Origin of the sequence: Vibrio sp. 10N.222.46.A1 (assembly GCF_041473595.1) — a bacterium.
Lineage (GTDB): Bacteria > Pseudomonadota > Gammaproteobacteria > Enterobacterales > Vibrionaceae > Vibrio > Vibrio tasmaniensis_A.
On record NZ_JBFRSN010000030.1, the window covers coordinates 1 to 3,078 of the forward strand.

Sequence of the window (3,078 nt, forward strand, 5' to 3'; positions counted from 1 at the left end):
GCGGTGATGGCGGTGATGGCGGTGATGTTTACATCCAAGCGGATGAGAACTTAAACACACTGATCGATTACCGTTTCCAACGTTTTTACAATGCAGAGCGTGGCGAAAATGGCCGCGGTGGTAACTGTACGGGTAAACGTGGTAAAGATATGACCATGAAAGTACCTGTAGGTACTCGTGCTGTTGATATCCACACTAATGAAATCGTTGCTGAAGTTGCTGAACATGGCAAAAAAGTAATGGTTGGTAAAGGTGGTTGGCACGGTCTTGGTAACACGCGTTTTAAGTCGTCGGTTAACCGTGCTCCTCGTCAAAAGACAATGGGTACTAAAGGTGAAGTTCGCGAACTGCGTTTAGAGCTTCTTCTATTAGCGGATGTTGGTATGCTTGGCTTGCCAAACGCTGGTAAATCTACTTTTATTCGCTCAGTATCTGCTGCGAAACCAAAAGTGGCTGATTACCCGTTTACCACGCTAATCCCTAGCTTAGGTGTGGTAAGTGTTGTCCCTGAGAAGAGTTTCGTCGTTGCCGATATCCCTGGCTTGATCGAAGGCGCAGCTGATGGCGCTGGTCTTGGTATTCGTTTCTTGAAGCACCTTGAGCGTTGTCGCGTTCTTCTGCATATGATCGATATTTTGCCGATCGATGGTTCTGATCCTATTCAGAATGCACTGACGATCATCGATGAGCTTGAGCAATACAGTGAGAAAGTTGCACAGAAACCTCGTTGGTTAGTGTTCAATAAAGTTGACCTAATGCCTGAAGAAGAAGCTGACGAAAAGATTCAAGAAATCGTCGAAGCTTTAGGTTGGGAAGGCGAGTACTTCAAGATCTCTGCTGTAAACAAGATCGGTACCAAAGATCTTTGCTTTAAACTGGGTGAGTTCATGGAGAACCTACCTCGTGAAGTTGAAGCAATTGAAGAAGAAGAAAAAGTTAACTTTATGTGGGATGACTACCATAAAGATGCGATGGCCGGTAAGAATGTCGTGACTGAAGATGACGACGACTGGGATGATTGGGATGACGAAGAAGATGACGGTCATGTTATCTATGTTCGTGATTAATAATCCTCGTAGTTTCTTATAAGCACTTTGGTCGCTTTTTCTAAGATACGCTGATAGTTTTATTAAACCGCAATGAAAATTGCGGTTTTTTTGTATCTAAATCATGACGTCTTGCTGTTTTTTATGCAAAATTTATCTTTAGATAATTAACGCCTATGGGAAGGAAATCATGGCATCAAAGCAAAGAGCGATCTCAAGGTTAGTCGCTCAATCAGGACAAATGTTATTAGCTCATGGCGCCGAGAGCACACTGGTCGGTGACATTATGCGCCGTATCGGTATTGCTTGTGGGGTGAATGAAGTTGAAGTTGCACTATCAGCCAATGCGTTGGTTGTGACAACGGTAATGGATGATCATTGCATAACGACGACTCGAAGTTGTGCTGATCGTGGCATTAATATGCAGGTTATCACCGAGATTCAACGCGTGTGTATCATGATGGAGAAAGGGATTCTTGATTATGATTTAGCTTATAAGAAGATCCAAGGGATCAGTCCCGAACGCTACAACCGTTGGTTAGTTGTCGTAATGATAGGGCTATCGTGTGCTTCTTTTAGCCGTCTTGCTGGCGGAGATTGGCATGTCTTTATGATGACGTTTATAGCTTCGGCTTGCGGTATGATCGTGAGACAAGAGATTGGTCATCGCCATTTCAATCCGTTATTAAATTTCGCTATTACCGCTTTTGTCACCACCACCATTTCAGCTCAGGCAGTGCTCTACAATATTGGTGGTCAACCCACTATCGTGATGGCTTCGTCAGTATTGATGCTAGTGCCCGGTTTTCCTTTGATTAACTCCGTAGCAGATATGCTTAAAGGCCACATTAATATGGGTCTCGCACGCTTCACCATGGCCAGTTTATTAACGTTGGCTACAAGCTTAGGTATTGTCGCAGCGATGAGCCTATCTGACGTATGGGGGTGGGTGAACTAATGACTATTTTTGAACTTTTTGTTGGGTTACTCAACGACATGTTTTTTGCTGCGATTCCTGCGGTTGGTTTTGCATTGGTGTTTAACGTCCCGCAACGAGCGTTGATCTATTGTGCTCTCGGAGGATCCATTGGCCACGGTAGCCGTTACTTAATGATGCATTTCGGCATTCCCATTGAATGGGCGACGTTCTTTGCTGCTACATTGGTCGGCATGATAGGGGTGCACTGGTCGCATAAATTGTTAGCACACCCGAAAGTATTTACGGTTGCAGCCTTGATTCCGATGGTCCCTGGCGTGTTTGCCTTTAAGGCGATGATTGCCATGGTTGAGATTAACCGAGCAGGATACAACCCAGAACTATTGGCATTGTTGATGGAGAACTTTTTGAAATCGATGTTCATTATCGCAGGGCTTGCGGTTGGCTTAGCAGTGCCTGGGCTGTTATTCTACCGTCGTAGACCTATCGTCTAGCTTCAACTTCATTTTCAAGTAAGGACAGGACTTTCGATTTATGATCATCAGCATGATAGCGGCAATGGCGAACAACCGTGTAATTGGTAAAGACAATCAGATGCCTTGGCATTTACCTGCAGATTTCGCATGGTTTAAACGTTCAACTATGGGTAAACCTGTCGTGATGGGACGTAAGACTTACGATTCAATTGGACGTCCTTTACCGGGGAGGCTGAACGTTGTAATCAGCCGCGACGAGAGTTTAGAAATCGGAGGCGTCACGACGGTAACTTCGATTGAAAAAGCACTAGAGCTGGTTAGTGATGTTGATGAAGTGATGATCATCGGTGGCGGTTCAATCTATGAAAGCTGCTTACCAAAAGCGAACAAGTTATACCTGACTTATATCGATTTTGATGTGGATGGTGATACTCAATTCCCAGACTGGGGAGAAGGTTGGAAGCAGAGCTTTAATGATACTTATCAGGCGGATGAGAAAAACAAGCACAATATGGAGTTTGTGGTTCTCGAGCGTTAACGGTGGTTATTAAGCGTTAGGCTCTGAAAATGCTTGCGTTACTGTGCCCAGCTAGCGCAAGCTTCTCGTATCTCGTATCTC

General features: G+C 44.6%; 4 protein-coding genes. All 4 read left to right on the plus strand.

Annotation, left to right across the window (positions count from 1 at the left end; all coding sequences use genetic code 11):
* The coding region (cgtA, locus tag AB4496_RS01350; RefSeq protein WP_372130508.1) for an Obg family GTPase CgtA at window positions 1–1,067 on the plus strand (1,067 nt) is incomplete at its 5' end.
* Window positions 1,068–1,236: 169 nt separating this feature from the next.
* Window positions 1,237–2,004 (plus strand): threonine/serine exporter ThrE family protein, encoded by a 768-nt coding sequence (locus tag AB4496_RS01355; RefSeq protein WP_004735903.1) that lies wholly within the window; start codon window positions 1,237–1,239, stop codon window positions 2,002–2,004.
* On the plus strand, window positions 2,004–2,477 hold the full coding sequence (locus AB4496_RS01360; RefSeq protein ID WP_009847830.1) for a threonine/serine exporter family protein: 474 nt from the start codon (window positions 2,004–2,006) through the stop codon (window positions 2,475–2,477). Before AB4496_RS01355 ends, AB4496_RS01360 begins: the two co-directional genes overlap by 1 nt.
* A 40-nt stretch (window positions 2,478–2,517) precedes the next feature.
* Window positions 2,518–2,997, plus strand: coding sequence for a type 3 dihydrofolate reductase (gene folA, locus AB4496_RS01365; RefSeq protein ID WP_009847829.1), 480 nt, complete (start codon window positions 2,518–2,520; stop codon window positions 2,995–2,997).
* Window positions 2,998–3,078: the final 81 nt, after the last annotated feature.

What these genes read in the sequence shown, in the direction of transcription:
- AB4496_RS01355 (WP_004735903.1), top strand. Translation starts at nt 1,237, where the DNA reads ATGGCATCAAAGCAAAGAGCGATCTCAAGGTTAGTCGCTCAATCAGGA.
- folA (WP_009847829.1), top strand. Translation starts at nt 2,518, where the DNA reads ATGATCATCAGCATGATAGCGGCAATGGCGAACAACCGTGTAATTGGT.
- AB4496_RS01360 (WP_009847830.1), top strand. Translation starts at nt 2,004, where the DNA reads ATGACTATTTTTGAACTTTTTGTTGGGTTACTCAACGACATGTTTTTT.